The organism is Pseudomonas fluorescens, assembly GCF_000967965.1.
GTDB classification, from domain to species: domain Bacteria; phylum Pseudomonadota; class Gammaproteobacteria; order Pseudomonadales; family Pseudomonadaceae; genus Aquipseudomonas; species Aquipseudomonas grandcourensis.
This window is the reverse complement of sequence record NZ_LACC01000038.1, coordinates 28,980-45,214: the sequence shown is the minus strand read 5'-3', so window position 1 is coordinate 45,214 and position 16,235 is coordinate 28,980. Positions and strand designations below refer to the sequence as shown.

12 protein-coding genes are annotated in these 16,235 nt (G+C 58.4%); 5 read left to right on the top strand and 7 right to left on the bottom strand.

The window, feature by feature from the left end; translation table 11 throughout:
• Positions 1–233: 233 nt before the first annotated feature.
• Entirely contained in the window at positions 234–1,466 is a 1,233-nt protein-coding gene (locus VC35_RS25335; RefSeq protein WP_046043316.1) for a delta-60 repeat domain-containing protein, read from the top strand.
• 226 nt (positions 1,467–1,692) lie between these two features.
• Here the strand turns inward: VC35_RS25335 and VC35_RS25330 are convergent, their stop codons facing one another.
• Positions 1,693–4,167: a UvrD-helicase domain-containing protein gene (locus tag VC35_RS25330; protein ID WP_046043315.1), complete on the bottom strand. Its 2,475-nt coding sequence runs from the start codon at positions 4,165–4,167 to the stop codon at positions 1,693–1,695.
• 279 nt (positions 4,168–4,446) lie between these two features.
• Between VC35_RS25330 and VC35_RS25325 the strand changes: the two genes are divergently transcribed.
• The gene (locus tag VC35_RS25325; RefSeq protein WP_046043314.1) at positions 4,447–5,142 is read left to right on the top strand and encodes a pirin family protein; all 696 of its coding nucleotides are present in this window, start codon (positions 4,447–4,449) and stop codon (positions 5,140–5,142) included.
• 235 nt (positions 5,143–5,377) lie between these two features.
• Here the strand turns inward: VC35_RS25325 and pgm are convergent, their stop codons facing one another.
• From pgm to VC35_RS25305, 4 genes are all read right to left on the bottom strand, one after another.
• A complete protein-coding gene (gene pgm / locus VC35_RS25320) occupies positions 5,378–7,024 on the bottom strand; it encodes a phosphoglucomutase (alpha-D-glucose-1,6-bisphosphate-dependent) (protein ID WP_046043313.1) in 1,647 nt (548 codons plus the stop codon).
• A 113-nt stretch (positions 7,025–7,137) separates the two neighbouring features.
• On the bottom strand, positions 7,138–8,538 hold the full coding sequence (locus VC35_RS25315) for an aminotransferase-like domain-containing protein (protein ID WP_046043312.1): 1,401 nt from the start codon (positions 8,536–8,538) through the stop codon (positions 7,138–7,140).
• A gap of 40 nt (positions 8,539–8,578) precedes the next feature.
• Positions 8,579–10,069, bottom strand: a complete 1,491-nt coding sequence (locus tag VC35_RS25310; protein WP_046043311.1) for a hypothetical protein — start codon at positions 10,067–10,069, stop codon at positions 8,579–8,581.
• Positions 10,070–10,620: 551 nt separating this feature from the next.
• The gene (locus tag VC35_RS25305) at positions 10,621–11,643 is read right to left on the bottom strand and encodes a zinc-dependent alcohol dehydrogenase family protein (RefSeq protein WP_046043310.1); all 1,023 of its coding nucleotides are present in this window, start codon (positions 11,641–11,643) and stop codon (positions 10,621–10,623) included.
• Between the two features lie 270 nt (positions 11,644–11,913).
• On the opposite strand from VC35_RS25305, the gene VC35_RS25300 reads away from it, so the two are divergent.
• The 3 genes from VC35_RS25300 (at position 11,914) to VC35_RS25290 (ending at position 14,150) form a co-directional block, all read left to right on the top strand.
• Complete coding sequence (locus tag VC35_RS25300; protein ID WP_046043308.1) at positions 11,914–12,828, top strand: LysR family transcriptional regulator; 915 nt, start codon at positions 11,914–11,916, stop codon at positions 12,826–12,828.
• A 537-nt stretch (positions 12,829–13,365) separates the two neighbouring features.
• Entirely contained in the window at positions 13,366–13,536 is a 171-nt protein-coding gene (locus VC35_RS29665) for a YhfG family protein (protein ID WP_185754855.1), read from the top strand.
• On the top strand, positions 13,533–14,150 hold the full coding sequence (locus VC35_RS25290; protein ID WP_046043306.1) for a Fic/DOC family protein: 618 nt from the start codon (positions 13,533–13,535) through the stop codon (positions 14,148–14,150). The genes VC35_RS29665 and VC35_RS25290 overlap by 4 nt, the downstream gene beginning before the upstream one ends.
• A gap of 66 nt (positions 14,151–14,216) precedes the next feature.
• Here the strand turns inward: VC35_RS25290 and acuI are convergent, their stop codons facing one another.
• Positions 14,217–15,203 (bottom strand): acrylyl-CoA reductase (NADPH), encoded by a 987-nt coding sequence (gene acuI / locus VC35_RS25285; RefSeq protein ID WP_046043361.1) that lies wholly within the window; start codon positions 15,201–15,203, stop codon positions 14,217–14,219.
• A 69-nt stretch (positions 15,204–15,272) separates the two neighbouring features.
• On the bottom strand, positions 15,273–16,169 hold the full coding sequence (locus VC35_RS25280) for an alpha/beta fold hydrolase (RefSeq protein ID WP_046043305.1): 897 nt from the start codon (positions 16,167–16,169) through the stop codon (positions 15,273–15,275).
• Positions 16,170–16,235: the final 66 nt, after the last annotated feature.

Genomic DNA, 16,235 nt, shown 5'->3' with positions numbered 1-16,235 from the left:
GGGCCGCTTCGCGCCCCAGCGGGAGCAAGCTCCCTCGCCACAGATACAGTGTTCGTCCTTAAGTGAACAGCATTACACGTCAGGTGGGCTTTTTTGTGGACGAACTGGTGGTACCCCCCGCGAAAATGGTCATACGTCAACTGTCACTTCTGAGCGTTTACAGGGTATCGATGGGCGGGCTGAATGAGCACTGCCGTGCCACGGCATGCAAATTCATCGGATGGAGTGAAGTCATGACGACTCAAGATGCTGCTCGAACATTGGATCAATCCGGCAGCCTGGACCCCGGTTTTGGCGACAATCAAAACGGCACTATCTTATTGCAAGGTACAAAAGTAGAAGCCATCGCTGTCTTGAAAGCTGAAGGCGCTAATCAAGGAAAAATCATCGGCGCCATCAGCAATGGTTCCAGCGCATTCACACTGTTTCGCCTCGACAAGACAGGATTGCTGGACAGATCATTCGGACCAGACGGAACAGGTTATGCGACAGGGCGCTTTGGCGCAGATACAACCCTCCCCACTGTAAGAACCCTGACCATAATCGACAACGGCAGCATTCTGGTAACGGGAGATGTACGACAATCCTCGCTAGGTCCCCACTACCCTGCTGCGGCGCTTTTCAATAGCAATGGAACACCGAATCTGGTGTTTGGCACCTTCAGGTTTGAAGAAGCGCCACCTACATTGCCTGTTGAATCGAGTGTCCCGATTCCCCTGAACGACGCCGAAGCGAAGGCCGGGAAAATCCTGTTTGCCGTCAACAACAGCTCCCCGGGGCCTTACCGCAATTGGGGCTTGTTGATTCAATTGACACTCAATGGTGAGCTGGACAAAGACCTTGATGGGCGAGGCTACGTCTACTTTCGGCACAATAACGAAAACACGACAACGGTCGGCGCGGTAACACAGACTGACGGCACAATCGTGTTGGCCGGATATACATCCAGTCATGCCTTTCTGGCCGGATTCACCTCCAATGGCAAGATCGACCCGACGTTTGGAACAGGAGGTATCAAAACATTTGAGTCCCCCGAAGGTGCGATCAGGCTCAGTAAAGTGCTTGCACAACCCGATAACAAACTGATTGCTGTCGGCACAGTGACAAAGAGCCCTCAGCGAGGATGGGTGACAAGGACACTCAGTAACGGAACTTCGGACAACACCTTTAATAACGGCAATGAATTCATTACCCAGTTCCCCTTTCGGAGCTTGCAGTGGAACTCGGCAGACATTGACTCGAAAGGATCGATCGTGGTTGCAGGGGAAATAGATCAACGCTTATGCATAGTCGGCCGAATCACTGAAGATGGCCGCGTAGACACCACCTTCACTCCCACGGGTTTAAGTGACCCGAACGCGGCAGACACACCCAATGTGACGACCAGTGTCGCTGTGCAGAGCGATGCTCGAATCATTGTCGCCGGGATCAAAACAGATGCGTCGGTGAGTGGTTACGTTGGTTAAAGCATCGAAGGCGTCCTGACCTGTTTCTGATACTGAACATGTTTGCCCAGGCTGACGCCTTCGCGAGCAGGCTCTCTCCCACAGTATCCGGTGTTGTTCATAAATCTCGACCAGCACCAATTCCAGTGGGAGCGAGCTTGCTCGCGTCAAGGCCGCATTGGGAGTACCAGGTTGAACTCTGCATGTTCGCCATCTGGCGAATGCCCATCTTGTCGAAATATTGGGCTCAAGCAGAAGCCTTGCCCTGTCGATGGTCGACAAAGAACGCCTTGCCCTTGCCGATCCGGTCGGAGGCCTTGGGCATGTTCGCGGCCTGGGTGTCTTGGGCGTCGACGTACCAGTAGCAATGGCTGACGGCGCGGGTTATACCCACGTACGCCAGCCGCAGGATCTCGTCCTTCTGGGCGTTGTCGTAGGGTTCGCTGTCACCGGCCTTGCCCAGGCCCGCCATCCGGTAAACCTGATTCTTGTAAGGCGAGCTGGTCAGGTGCTGGCAATCGCCTAGCAAAAACACTGCATCGGCCTGGAGGCCCTTGGCGCTGTGATAGGTCAGTTGCTTGAGCCTGCGAGCCTCATACGGCAAGCTCGAATCAGCATTAAGTACTGGCTGAATATGTTGTTCTATCAATGCCTTATCGCTACTTCTTCGATAAAGCATCAAGATCGAATCACCCTTGCGGTAATGCTCCATCAGGCGTTGGGCCATGCCCTGGTCATCACGATCGAGGACGTTCACCGGCAGCAATGCCTTGGGTTCACCGCTGGCCTTGGCTTTTTTCCCGGCAATCGCCGGTGCTGCACGCACGATGTGCTCGGCGGCATCGATGATGTGCTGGTGGCTGCGGTAGTTGTCGCTGAGCATGACCTTGGTGGTGCTCGGCGACGGGAACTCCTTGTTGAACTCCATGAAGTAGGTCGGCGAACTGCCGCGCCAACCATAGATGGACTGCCAGTCATCGCCCACACAGAGCAGCGAGGAACGCTGGGCTCCGCGCCCTACGTGCATGGCCGGTCCGCGACTGCGGATCTCTGCCAGGCTGGCCCTGATCCAGGAGACGATTTGCGGCGAGACATCCTGGAATTCGTCGATCATCAGGTGTGACAGCGGCCGCAGCAGCTCATCGCCGAGCAGCTTGAGGTTCTCCGGCGAATGCTCGCTGAACAAGGCGAACATCCGGTTGTAGGTCATGATCGGCGGCTTCTGATCCAGCAAGTGATCTTCCAGCGCCCGCCAGTAAAGGCTCAAGGCTTCGAAGAAGAATCGGTCGGGATCGTCCTTGGCGAAACTCATCTGAGCCACGGCGCCCGGCACGTCCAGCCCGAGGTTTTCGATGAACCCGGCGGCGGCGACAAAACAATCGAGCAGCGGTGCGGAAGCGAGCTCGCCCTTGACCTTGTAATCGAAGCCCGGCCCGGCACTGGCATCGCCGGCAAGCGAGGCCAAAACGCGCTTTGATGACTCGTAACTATCAAGCCATATCAAAGGCTTACGACAGAAAGCTTGAAACAGGGTGCGCTTTACTGCCCACTCTGCGCGCACCGTCAGCTTGGCGTTCGGTCGCGTGACCTGCGGGTTTTCCCGAGGATCGAACCCGAGTACCACCCAGGCATCCAGGGACGGGATGTAGCCGTGACAATGGAACGTCGAACCGTTGATATCGAACGACTGGCGATTCGGTTCGATGCCCTTGATGGGCCAGGCACCTGCGCGAAACCATAGGTCCTCGATGGCATCGCACAGTTCTTCATCGCGTTTGGCCGCCAGTTCGGTCACGCCCATGCGTTTCTGCACATCCGGGTGATCGCGCTCCAGCTCCTTGAGTTGCAGGGCATGCCGGGACAATGGCTTGATCAGCTCGCGAAAATGCTCATCGTCACTGTGCAGACGGTGATAGCAGGCGTTGAGCTGCTGGCGTTGAGCGTCGTTGATCCGTAGATCGAACGGATTGCTATCGGCCTCATTATCACCCTGTGCGGCCCGCAGGCTGAGGTTCTCGAAAGCCTGCAGGCGCTCGAAACCCGGAAGGCTGCGCACCATCGGCAGGATCCGCGAGTGAAAGGTGCGCACCAGATCCCGCGCCTCCTTGAAACTGATCGCGCGGCCCCAGAGCGCAAACAGTTCGATCAGCTTGTTGATGAAGTCCTTGCGCGATTCACGGGTGAAGGTCACCACCGTCATCGAACTCAGTTCGAAGCCCAGGTAATGGGTCAACAGTAAGATACGCAGCACCAGGGTGGTTGATTTGCCTGCACCGGCACCCGCGATCACCGAGGTGGACGGTGTGTCGCTGAAGATCATTTTCCACTGTGCGGCACTGGGTTGGGCATGGGCCGGCAACAACCGGACGACATCGGCCTTCATGCGCTTCTTCAACTCGGCGCTCAACGGCAGGCGCCAGTCGTCGAACAGCAGGTCATCGACATTCGGCGGTCGGTGTTCAGTGCTGCGCGAGTCGCGGATCAGCAGGACCTGCCGACCCTCCTCCAGGCCTTCGAGCTTGCCTTCCTTGTAGCCGTAATCGACCCCGGCGCTGTGACCGCTGCGAAATCCGTCGGCCTGGCCATGCAACCACGACGCACGATGCTGTGCGTGCAGGCGGGTCAGGCTGTAGCCGAAGAATCGGGCGAGCAATCGCTTGACCAGCGGCATCTCGGCCAGGGGGCGAAGTTCAGGCGGAAGATCGGGGGTGTGTTGCGGCACGCGGACTGACTCCAGGGTGTGAGGCTGTTGAGCGCTATGGTGTCTGCATTTGCCGTCGAGTTCTAGTCAATTGCTTATGACTCATTGGCTTATGCGATGAAGTGAAAGCTGGATGAGAAACTTTCGAGTTCGTTTTATATCAATCCATTCGATGGGAATGCTGCATTTTTTACGCTTTTTATCGATTGTTGCCTGTTGGATGATGGCCGTCATCACTCACCGGTCTCGCTTCGTGGCTCAGGCACCTGGCCCCATGACGAACCTTTTCTGGAGACGATCATGCTTGAACTCAGACCTTTCAACTCCCTCGGCGGCGCTCACCACGGCTGGTTGGATGCTCACCACCATTTTTCGTTCGCCGAATACTACGATCCCAAGCGCATGAACTGGGGCAACCTGCGAGTCTGGAACGACGACGTGATCGCTCCCGGCACCGGTTTCCCGCAACACCCGCACCGGGACATGGAAATCATCACCTATGTCCGTGAAGGCGCCATTACCCACCAGGACAACCTTGGCAACAAGGGCCGCACCGAAGCCGGTGACGTCCAGGTCATGAGTGCCGGTACCGGGATCGCCCACAGCGAGTACAACCTGGAAGCGACGCCGACCAGGATTTTCCAGATATGGATCATCCCGAACGAGTCCGGCCTGGCCCCGTCCTGGGGCGCCAAGCCGTTCCCGAAGGGCAACCGCGAAGGTTTTGTCACCCTGGCCAGCGGCAAGGATGGCGACGATCAGAGCCTGCGCATTCGCGCCGATGCCCGGCTGGTAGCGGCCAACCTGAAGGCCGGCGAGTCTGCCGAATACCCGCTGGACAAGGGGCGTCGTGCGTACCTGGTGCCGGCCACTGGGGTCATTGAAGTCAATGGCTTGCGTGCACAAGCTCGAGATGGTGTCGCGGTTGCTGATGAGCAGGTTTTGCGAGTGACTGCCATCGAGGACAGCGAGATTGTTCTGGTGGATCTGGCTTGATTCGGTAATTGCCGGACGGCACAAAAAAAGGGCGACCGTGAATGGTCGCCCCTTTTTTTGCTGATCCGGAATCCCTTTGTGGCGAGGGGGCTTGCTCCCGCTGGGGTGCGAAGCGACTCTGAAACCGGCAAACGCGGTTTCATGAAACACCGCATCGTCTGGATTTACGACTGCTTCGCAGTCGAGCGGGAGCAAGCTCCCTCGCCACAGTTCTCACTCACCACAGTGCCCGCGATCACTTCGCGGAAATGGCACCATCCACCAGTGTTTGCGCCTCGGCCACCAGTTGCTTGAGGTGGTCGTCGCTGACAAAGCTTTCGGCGTAGATCTTGTAGATGTCTTCCGTGCCCGATGGGCGCGCCGCGAACCAGCCGTTCTCGGTCATGACCTTGAGGCCGCCAATGGCCTGGTCATTGCCCGGTGCGTGGCTGAGGATGCTCTGGATCGGCTCGCCTGCCAGTTGGGTCGAGGTGACCTGTTGCGGCGACAGCTTGCTCAACAGCGCTTTCTGCTCCGGATTGGCCTTGGCATCGACCCGCACCGAGAACGGCTCACCCAGTTCATCGGTCAAGGCACGGTACGCCTGGCTCGGGTCGCGACCGGTCCGCGCGGTCATCTCGGCGGCCAGCAGGGCCGGAATCAAACCGTCCTTGTCGGTGCTCCAGACGCCGCCGTCCTTGCGCAGGAACGAGGCACCGGCGCTTTCTTCGCCGCCGAAACCGAGGGATCCATCGAACAGGCCATCGGCAAACCATTTGAAACCGACCGGCACTTCGTACAGGCGGCGATCCAGGCGCTTGGCCACGCGATCGATCAGGCCGCTGCTGACCACGGTTTTACCCACGGCGGCATCGGCGCGCCATTGCGGACGATTCTGGAACAGGTAGTCGATGGCCACGGCGAGGTAGTTGTTCGGCGCCAGCAAACCACCAGACGGCGTGACGATGCCATGGCGGTCGTGGTCCGGGTCGCAGGCAAATGCCACGTCGAAGCGCTCTTTCAAGCCGATCAGGCCTTGCATGGCGTGGCTGGACGATGGGTCCATGCGGATCTGGCCGTCCCAGTCGACGGTCATGAAACGGAAGGTCGGGTCGACCTCTTTGTTCACCACGTCCAGGTCCAGGCGGTAATGCTCGGCGATCGCCGACCAGTAGCGCACCCCCGCTCCACCCAACGGATCGACACCCAGGCGCAGCTTGGCGTCGCGGATGGCGTCGAAGTCGATCACGCTGATCAGGTCGGCGACATAGGTGTTGAGGTAATCGTGACGATGGGTGGTGCTGGCCTTCAGTGCCTGCTCGTAGCTGATGCGCTTGACGCCAGCGAGCTTGTTGGCCAGCAGTTCGTTGGCCTTGGCTTCGATCCACTTGGTGATGTGGGTATCGGCCGGACCACCGTTGGTTGGGTTGTACTTGTAGCCACCGCTTTGCGGCGGGTTGTGGGACGGCGTGATGACAATGCCGTCTGCCAGGCCGCTGGTGCGACCGCGGTTGTAGCAGAGAATCGCATGGGAAATGGCCGGTGTCGGCGTGTACTCGTCACCCTCGGCGATCATCACGGTCACGCCGTTGGCCGCCAGTACTTCGAGGGCGCTGGCGCCGGCCGGCGTGGACAGCGCGTGGGTGTCGATGCCGACAAACAGCGGGCCATCGATGCCTTGAGCTTCGCGGTACAGGCAGATCGCCTGACTGATCGCCAGCACGTGCCATTCGTTGAAACTCAAGTCGAACGAGCTGCCCCGGTGCCCGGACGTGCCAAAGGCAACGCGCTGGGTCGAAATCGCGGCATCAGGCTGGCCGGTGTAATAGGCCGTTACCAGTCGCGGGATGTCGACCAACAATTGTGCCGGTGCCGGTTTACCCGCAAAAGGACTGAGTGTCATGCAAAACCTCTGGAATAGAGTGGTTCAGGAATTGGGTCGCAGTTTACTGGCAGTTTGACCGCAACGCGATGAGATCGATCCAATACAGTGGAGGTTGTTATTTTTTGTCTCACTCACTCGATTGATTCCAGGCGCAGCGCATCCCCCAGCAGTCCCAGCGCGGCCGCCAGGTTGTGATCGCCGCCGAAGGTATGACTCAGGCGCAAATGCTGCCCGTGCAGTCCGTGGAGGCTGAACAGCTCGCCCGGCGCGATGACCACCTGATGCGCCAGCAGGCGCTGGAACACACGACGGACATTGACCCGACGCAACGAGCGCACCCAGATCGTTGCGCCACCTTCTGGTTCGACGAAATGCAAGGCATCACCCAATCGCTCCTGCAACAACAGGGTCATTTGACACTTGCGCTCCTTGAGCAGCCGGCGCAGCACCAGCAGGTGTTGATCGATGCGACCGCTGCTGTACAAGCGGGCGATGGCTTTCTGGCGAATCGGTGAAAGACGAAAGGAACGCAGTAGAAAGTGCCGTTGCAGCTCAGCGCTCAAATGCCTGGAAAGCAGATAACCATAGGGTGCTTCAGGCCCGATGATTTTCTCGAACGTGGAAAACACCATCAGCCGTTCAGGGTCCAGCAAGTCTCGAAAGCGCACGCAGCCGAGGTCGAATCCGAGTTCGCCATAACAGTCGTTTTCCAGCACCCAACTGTCATGCGCGGCCAACAGCCGGGCGATGGCCTGCCTGTTTTCGTCAGGCGCCAGGCTGCCACGGGGCATGTTCAGGGCCGAGGACAGCATCACCAGCCTTACCGGCTCGGTATCCAGCAGCATGTTGAGCCGTTCCGGATCCAGGCCACCATCGGCTTGCACAGGCAGTTCAATCACCCGCACGCAAGCGGCTTGAAACAAACGCAGGATCGTCCAGTCGCACGGCGATTCGACCACCACTGTGGCATCTTTCAAGCCCAGCACGGCGATCAGGATTTCCAGTACACCGCGAAGGTCGGCGCCGATGTAGACATCATCGGCGTGCCAGTAACGCATGGGAGACGTGGTGTAGCGTGCTGCCAGGGCGGTGCGCAGTTCGAGTTCGCCGCAAGGCTGCGAAGGCGACTGCGGCTGGCGGGGGTACTGGCGCAACAACTCCCGCTCCAGCAGCAACAAAGGACTGTCGAGTGGCTGCAACAACGCCGGTTCATCGGCGCTCAGCACCAGCATCCCCGGACGCCTGGCATTCACATAGACCGCCTCCAGCAGGTCGCTGCCGCTGTCCTGCGGGTTGATTGAAGACACCGGCAACGCGTAGTAACCGGACTTGGCTACCGAATAGACCCGCCCTTCTTTCTCCAGCAGCGAATAGGCGTATTGAATGGTCGAGATCGACACATTGAGACGCTCCGCCAGATGCCGCAGCGACGGCAGGCGGATGCGCGAATCCCCTTCAGACTCGTTGATCAGGCTGACCAGGTATCGATAAACCGCCTGATAGGCGAAATCCGTTTCTCGTGGACCTTTCATGGGCGAAGGCCAACCACGCTGGCTGAAAATCCGCCCACGCTCAGTGACCCGCTGACCATTCATCCACCGACGTGATGCCGGCGTCAGGATCGTCCGGCGTATTTTGCGATGCGGCCCTTTGGATGATGGCTTCAGGCGCCCCGCCATCGCCTGCGGGCGTCCACTCCATGCGGTAAAGCTGGCCGATCAGGCTGACGGGCAGTCCGCTGACATCAATCATCCATTGCATGATTTGTTCGGCCACCGGATGCCCCTGCATGGCCTTGTGCAACTCGGGCATGGCCACCAGCATGCCCGGATGGCACTGACGCAGAAATCGCTCGAGCCCCGCACCTTTTTCGATAAAGGGCGCAAACAGCAGGCACACCAGTTGTGCTTCGCTCAGGCCCAGGTTCTTTTGCGCCTCGGCCGCCGCCCGGGCGCGCAATTCGGTCAGTATCGCCGGATTGCCGAATTGCTCGATGGCCTGCTCGCACAAGCGCTCGGGCAAACGCTTGCGACGCATCATCACCAAGGCACGTTGCAGGTATTGCGCAACACCGGATTCGTAATTGCGATTCTGCACGAAGCACGCATGCAACCCTCGGACGTGCGCGGTGATCGATGGACTGACGAATTCGTTGTCGCTGATCTGCGCGGACAGTTCGTCTGGCTGGAAGCCGAGAAATTCAGTCAGCAATGGCCAGCGCTCTTCCAGGTTGCTGACCAGCAGGTCGTGAATGTCGATGCAGGCCGTACGACGACAGGTCTCAAAACGCTCTTGCGGACGCCATGGGGCCTGGCCGTAATCGGCGTAGAACCCGTGATAACAGTCGCTGCCCAGCTCATCGAGCAATGTAAACAACCCCGCATAACCGGGCTCACCCGTGTGGGAAAACTGGAGCCCGGCCTTGGTGGCGGCACGTTTCAATCCCTCGATGAACTGCTTCTGCTGACGCGGCGTGTCGCTGATGAGCAAGGCGTCGACACCAGCGTCCCAGCGGGCGATTTGTCCATAGAACTCTCCCGTGGCCAGATAACCGTCATCCCACAGGTCGAACCCGTCGCGCCATTCCCGTCGATGGCCGATCATCAACAGGTTCAGGCGGCTAGACTCGCGACCGGCGTCGGAGATCGGCGTCAGGTGGTTGAACGGCAAGACTTCCCGATCATCAACCATCAACACCTCGACCCGGGGATCGTCATAGACAAACAATGCGCTGTTGGTCCGGTGCATGTTTTCCACGGCTGCGCCACTTGCCCCGTTCAATCGCAACGAGGCGATGCGCAACTGAAATGTCGCCGGCGTCCGCGTGGCGATGGTCAACTGCGCAGCACGCAACAGCGCCAGGGTGTAGCAGTTGTCACGGGCCCCGGACTGGATCGCCAACACCTTGTAATCGCCAATGCGCTCCATGCCCCCGGCCGCTACTGCCAGGCGCTGAATCAACAATTGCAATGCAGTGCGTTCGGCACGGGAGAAAAAACCCAGCAATCGCTGCAGCACTTGTTGATAGACATAGTTCATCGCTTGGTCATGGATGCTGGTCATCTTTATTTACCTGATACTCGTAAGTTCAATATCGTGCAGACAGCAAATCCCGTTGGACTGTCTGCACGAATGGAATCATGGACTTTATTGCCAAATGCTAACACTTGAATTTTCTTGAAATCATTTGAAACGATCGCAACACCCCCTCGATCTGACGACAATGGCGAGGCTGTAGCGCCCGACTGGAAAGGGTTTGCTCGCTTGAAGTCGAAGTCCTAGGAAATATCCGACAAAGTCCCACAGACACTTAATACAAGAAATAAGGAAGGAAGTTGTCGCTGTCTTTTTGGCAACTAAACAACAACCAACTAATTTGGAGATTTGCACCGATGGCGCACAGTGAAAAGTTTCAGCCTGACACCCAGCCATGACTCATTCCTTGAGATGAAAGTAATCATTCAATTATCAGGGCTTAGTGGCTGATTAGAAGCTACAGATTACGGGCAAAAACCAGTTCAGTTGCTGGACCGGCCTGCGGATCGACGGATTTCGGGGCGCAAACGAAAGAGTCCGTGCGGGCACGGACTCTTGGGAGGGCTGTTGGGTGAGTGTTAGGCCGGTTCGACCAGCAGCGCGACCCGTTCGCGACATGGGCATTCGTCCATGTAGCGGTGTGCTTCGACAAACTCGGCAAACGGGAAGACCCGAGTCTTGAGCGGCAGCAGAACGCGGTCGGCGGTCAGCTGATTGATGTCGCGCAAGGCGCGTTGCAGTGCGGCCTGGTCCTGGGTGATGCCCAGTTCCGGCTTGCCCGTGAAGTTGCCGATGCAGTGCACGAAGAACTGAATGTTCTTCTGGAACGCTGCGCAGGCCGGGAAAGGCGTCTGGTTGCCACCTTGCAGGCCGTACAGCACCAGGCTGCCGCGAGGTGCCAGCACATCGCCCAGCAACGACATCTGCGGACCGCCCAAACCATCGAACACCACGTCCACGCCACGGTTATCGGTGATCTTGTTGATCCGCATCAGCAGATCTTCTTCCTCGGTGACGATCACTTTATCGGCACCCAGCGACAGCAGGTATTCACGTTCCTCCGCGGTCTTGGTCGCGGCGATCACTCGAACACCCAAGGCCTTGCCCAGTTGTACGAACGAAGGTCCGGCGCAATGACTCGCGTCAGTCACCAGGGCGAATTGACCGGGCTTGACCCGTGCCAGATCCGCATAGGCGAAATAGGCGATCAACAACGGCGTGTAGTGCACGCTGGCTTCAATCGGGCTGAGCACATCCGGATAACGGGTGACTGCCGAGCGCGGCAAAACGATCTGCTCGCCGTAGACCGGGTAGTCGTTCGGGCTTTGGGCCGGAAAGCTGGCGACCTTGTCACCGACCGCCAGGTCATCGACGCCATCGCCGACAGCGGTGACGATACCGGCCATCTCCTGGCCCAGGCCTGAAGGCAGACGGGCATGGGACGGGGCCAGGTTCTGGCGCCAGAGAGTGTCATACCAGCTGATGCCAATCGCCTCGACGCGCACCTGCACTTCGCCCGGCGCAGGCAGAGCCGTCGCATGCTCTTCGCATTTGAGCACCTCGGCTGGACCAAACTTGTGAAAACGGATCGTGCGGGACATCGCAAACCTCGCCAAATGAACCTCTAATGCCTTGAACTCTAGCTGGGCTTTCAACCCAACACTATCTGTGGCTATTAATAGTCGACATGCCTGTCATTGATTCCGCAGCGGCGGCAACATCGTCAAATGTTGTAAGAAACCGAAGCAGCCTGTGTAGGAAAAACTGAATTACCCGGTGCAGAGTACCAGCCTTTCCCCGTAATATTCCCGCTGGCCATTGTTCTCATATGGCCGCCCACGTCAAGCTTGCTGACTCTGCCAGGACTCCAGATGAATCGTAATGACCTGCGTCGTGTCGACCTGAACCTGTTGATCGTTTTCGAAACATTGATGCACGAACGCAGCGTGACCCGTGCTGCGGAAAAACTGTTCCTCGGCCAGCCCGCCATCAGTGCGGCGCTCTCGCGCCTGCGCGGCCTGTTCGATGACCCTTTGTTCGTGCGTACCGGCCGCAGCATGGAGCCGTCCGCCAGGGCGGTCGAGATCTTCGCCCTGCTCTCGCCGGCGCTGGATTCGATTTCCACCGCCGTCAGCCGTGCGGCCGAGTTCGATCCTGCCACAAGTACCGCCGTGTTCCGCATCGGCCTTTCGGACGACGTCGAGTTCGCCTTGCTGCCAATGCTGCTCAAGCGCCTGCGTGCCGAATCGCCGGGGATTGTGCTGGTGGTGCGCCGGGTCAACTACATCCTGATGCCGGGGTTGCTGGCATCCGGTGAGATATCCATCGGTGTCAGCTACACCACCGACCTGCCGGCCAACGCCAAGCGCAAGGTACTGCGCCGCAGCCAACCGAAGCTGTTGCGTGCCGACACCATGCCGGGGCCGTTGAGCCTGGATGATTACTGCGCTCGCCCCCATGCACTGGTGTCGTTCGCCGGCGACCTCAGCGGTTTCATCGATGAAGAACTGGAAAAGCTCGGGCGCAAGCGTCATGTGGTGCTCGCCGTGCCGCAGTTCAACGGGTTGAGTACCCTGCTCGCGGGCACTGACATCGTGGCTACGGTGCCCGATTACACTGCTGATGCACTGACCGCCGCGGGCGGTGTGCGGGCCGAAGATCCACCGTTGCCGGTGCGCAGCTTCGAACTGCATATGGCCTGGCGCGGGTCGCAGGATAATGATCCGGGGGAGCGCTGGTTGCGGTCGCGGATTCAGATGTTTTTCGGGGACCCTGAGAGTCTCTAGGCGTCGCCGGGCAGGCTGTTCAGCCTGATCATTTCTGCCTTTTGATAGACCATGGAGATCCATCCACTTCCAGTGGTTTGCTACATTCGGGGGCATATTTGAGGGCATGCTTTGGATGGTTTGAAAAGGATGCCCCCAGCCTAAGGCCAAGCACGCTATTGATGAGGATAGCTCCGACCGGACTCTCTGCGAGTCGATAGACCGGCCTGAGGCTTTCAGCGCAACGGTGGGGATCCGGACAGTCTCACATAACCGAGCACTTCAGCCGCACAAGCCAATAAATACAGGGGGTTTATCCTCCGGGCACCTCCGATCAAATCCAGCTTCCTCCGGTACATTCAGACATACCGAGTACACCTTTATCGCCGCAGTGGAGGACCTTGCGCGCGATGAGGCTTGGGCGGCAGTAACGGTGGATTGCTCATGAACATCGACTGGGTTGAGTGGTTCATATCAGTATGCGATGCTGACTTGGTAGCCCCTGATCAGGGACTCAATCAGCTATACTTGCCAGGCACTGACATTGGGGTGCCGAAAATGGAAAAGCTGAGTCTGCAGACCAAGAAGGCGTGGTTCGCCAAGCACCGCAAGGCCAATTTCGCCGCCAGCCTGCGCCTGGAAGGTTTCGTGCCTTCTCCAAATGATGGCGACATCAAACTCCCTACCCGAGAAGCTGCCCTTAAAGCTGTGCGGCACGTCAAAGTTTGAGTCACGACAAATACGGCACTGACCAAGCCCCGGATTGCTATCCGGGCGCCGAGGTTCTAGTAAACCTGCTCGACCTGCATGACGCCGATGACCTTGATGAGGCTGAGCGCTATCTCAACGAAGTCGCCTTGGCGCGACTGGAGTTCGTCGACCCCCCTTACAACGTAGCTACCCTGAAGCGGATCCACCGCACTTTGTTTGCTGAAGTTTACGAGTGGGCTGGAAAGATCCGCACACTCGCAATCAGCAAAGGCGACACTAGATTCTGTAGCCCGGAGTTCATCGAGAAGGAAATCGGAAAGGAACTTTCCAAGATTGCGAATGCGGGTTGGTTTGAAGGGTACCCCCGCCACTTGCTTGTTGCGTCCATAGCCGAGTCCTACGGCACGATCAATGTTGCGCCCCCCTTCAGGGAGGGTAATGGCCGGACCCAGCGGATCCTCTTTGAATGGATCATCCTCAATACGGGATATACGATCGATTGGAGCCTGGCTGATCGCCAAGAGTGGATCGATGCCTGCATACACTCGTACTACGGCGATGATGATGGCCTGACCGGCGTCTTTGATCGATGCATCGGAACGAAGATTCAAGAAGATCAGCCACTGAACTAATAAAAAGAGCGCCATCCATCAGACCGTGTGAAAACGCGGTCTGCCTCCACTTGATGGAGCTCATGGTCACGCGTTGACGTCGACCACTACGCGGCCCTGGACTTTGCCTTCGAACATTCGGCCGATCACCGCGGGCACCTCCGCCAGACCCACCACCTGCGTCGTGCGCGCGAGTTTGCTCAGATCGAGATCGCTTGCCAGGCGCGTCCAGGCCTGGATTCGGGACTCGTACGGGGCATTGACGGAGTCGATGCCAGCAAGGGTTATATTACGCAGGATGAAGGGCAACACCGACCCTGGAAGATCCATACCCTGAGCCAGACCGCAGGTCGTCACCACACCGCGATACCGGGTCTGCGCCAATACGTTCGCTAGCGTATGACTGCCGACCGAGTCCACAGCACCAGCCCATTTTTCAGTCGCTATCGGTGTTCCCTGGGCAGAGAGCGTTCGGCGATCGATGATCTGCGCCGCACCTAGACGGGTCAGATAATCTTGCTCCTCAACGCGCCCGGTCGATGCGACCACGCGATAGCCGAGACCGGAGAGAATCGCAATCGCGATCGAGCCGACTCCGCCATTGGCGCCAGTGACGAGGACGTCACCGCGAGCCGGTGTGAGACCGCCATGTTCCAGCGCCAGTACCGACAGCATCGCCGTGTAGCCTGCCGTGCCGATAGCCATTGCGTCCTTGGTCGAGAAGACGTCCGGAAGCTTGACCAGCCACTCGCCTTTTACACGTGCCTTCTGAGCAAATCCGCCGTGATGGGTCTGGCTCAACCCCCAACCATTGGCGACTACGCGATCCCCCACACTGATGCCGGGGTAAGCCGAGGCTTCGACGGTGCCGGCAAAATCGATCCCGGCAATCAATGGAAACTGCTTGATGACGTCGGCGTATCCACTCAGCGCCAGCGCATCCTTGTAGTTAACGGTTGAATAGTCGACCTTGACGGTAACGTCGCCAGGCATGAGATCTCGCTCATGCATATCAACTACGCTGGCCGAAATCTTATCGTCTGTCTTTGTTGCGAGCAGTGCTTTGAACGACATCATATTCTCCTCAATGACCCTGCGGGTCGAAATCAACTGAAGGCACCAACGCCTCGCGCAACTGAAAAACTAGTGCAAGTCAGGTAACGTTTTGTCAGGATGTTCGGGATCGAGAAAAGCCAGCGCCTGCGCTACGAAATTGGCGTGATTCTGGAAAATCGCACCATGTCCGGCATCTTCATAAATGATCAGTTGCGAGTTCGGGATGCGGCGGGCCATATCAGTAGAGTTCACTGTCGGCACCATGATGTCGTTATCACCATTGGCGATCAGAACCGGGATCCGGATACTGCCGAGATCCTGGGGTGCCTGCCGCCCCCACGCCTTGATCGCCTTCAACTGTCGCGAGAAGGCACTTGGTGTGGGTCCCTTGTCCCGATCCGTTTTGCGCTCCTTCAGTCGTTTCAAGAAGGCCTTCGCGGCTTGGCGACCATTGGTCGAGGCTGTGAAGAACAGATAGAACTTCGGATCCCGCAGCGTCAGTAACCCCTTGATCATCAAGGGCCAGGATGCCGCCCCTACCTTGTCAATGTCTTTGCCGCCCGCCGGCCCCGTACCCGCCAGAATGAGCTTGCGTACCAGGTCGGGGGCTTTGAGCACGATGTCCTGTGCCACGAATCCGCCAAGGGAAAAACCGATTAGATCAACCTTCTCCAAGCCCAGCCCGTGGATCAGGGCTATAGCATCCCGCGCCATTTCATCAATGGTCACGGGCGCGGTTCCTCCCGATGCGCCGATGCCTCGGTAGTCAGTGGCGATGACGCGATGCTTACTGGCAAGACCATCGATGATCAGCGGGTCGAAGTTGTCCAATACCGCGCCCCAATGGTTAAGAAGAATCAGCGGCACTGCGCTGCGAGGCCCCAGGTCACGGTAGGCAAACACGGTCCCTGCGACATTGATCGAGCGGTTCACGGCAGTTACGTAGGACGTACCCGATCCAAGGTGAGTGTCGGAATGGGTCATTGTTTACTCCGTGCGTCTGATGTGGACCGGGAGTCCTGATCTGGGGAGGTCCCGGTCTGCTTTATG

Excerpts from the sequence above, each read along its gene's own strand:
- VC35_RS29665 (WP_185754855.1), top strand. The coding sequence starts at position 13,366 with ATGGAAAAGCTGAGTCTGCAGACCAAGAAGGCGTGGTTCGCCAAGCAC.
- acuI (WP_046043361.1), bottom strand. The coding sequence starts at position 15,203 with ATGTCGTTCAAAGCACTGCTCGCAACAAAGACAGACGATAAGATTTCG.
- VC35_RS25305 (WP_046043310.1), bottom strand. The coding sequence starts at position 11,643 with ATGTCCCGCACGATCCGTTTTCACAAGTTTGGTCCAGCCGAGGTGCTC.
- VC35_RS25310 (WP_046043311.1), bottom strand. The coding sequence starts at position 10,069 with ATGACCAGCATCCATGACCAAGCGATGAACTATGTCTATCAACAAGTG.
- VC35_RS25315 (WP_046043312.1), bottom strand. The coding sequence starts at position 8,538 with ATGAAAGGTCCACGAGAAACGGATTTCGCCTATCAGGCGGTTTATCGA.
- VC35_RS25325 (WP_046043314.1), top strand. The coding sequence starts at position 4,447 with ATGCTTGAACTCAGACCTTTCAACTCCCTCGGCGGCGCTCACCACGGC.
- VC35_RS25300 (WP_046043308.1), top strand. The coding sequence starts at position 11,914 with ATGAATCGTAATGACCTGCGTCGTGTCGACCTGAACCTGTTGATCGTT.
- VC35_RS25335 (WP_046043316.1), top strand. The coding sequence starts at position 234 with ATGACGACTCAAGATGCTGCTCGAACATTGGATCAATCCGGCAGCCTG.
- VC35_RS25280 (WP_046043305.1), bottom strand. The coding sequence starts at position 16,169 with ATGACCCATTCCGACACTCACCTTGGATCGGGTACGTCCTACGTAACT.
- pgm (WP_046043313.1), bottom strand. The coding sequence starts at position 7,024 with ATGACACTCAGTCCTTTTGCGGGTAAACCGGCACCGGCACAATTGTTG.